Consider the following 437-nt stretch of genomic DNA (forward strand, 5'->3'; position numbering starts at 1 on the left):
CGGGAACGGCCGGGGCAGGCGCGAGGAGCAGGTGTGTGAGAAGCAACCGCGCGCGGACCAGACACGCGTAAGTCGGCGGTCAGCACCCCCCGATCAGAATAGCTGCACGTCCCCAGCCACGAGATCATCAGTCAGAGAGTCGATGGCGTCGAGTTCCTCTCGTACCAGCCCTCGAACCGCGTCGTCGGCACGCGCCGTCGTGTCGACGTCGACGGCTACCGGTTCAGTTACCGGGCGCCGGATTTGGGAGAGGAGTTTCACGGCAGCGTATTCAGTCCCGAGCGTCTGGTGAATACGCTCTGCAGCGTTGGTGGCGACGAGGTTGTACAGTTTTCCCACGTGACTGACGGGGTTCTTTCCGGCCGACGCCTCGAGGCTCATCGGTCGATGCGGCGTGATGAGTCCGTTGACGCGGTTGCCCCGACCGACGTTCCCGT

At 64.3% G+C, this 437-nt stretch carries 1 protein-coding gene; it reads right to left on the bottom strand.

From position 1 onward, the window contains the following. Positions 1–93: 93 nt before the first annotated feature. The coding region (locus tag DEQ92_RS22950; protein ID WP_304999720.1) for a methionine adenosyltransferase at positions 94–437 on the bottom strand (344 nt) is incomplete at its 5' end.

The organism is Haloferax sp. Atlit-6N, from assembly GCF_003383195.1.
GTDB classification, from domain to species: Archaea; Halobacteriota; Halobacteria; order Halobacteriales; family Haloferacaceae; genus Haloferax; species Haloferax gibbonsii.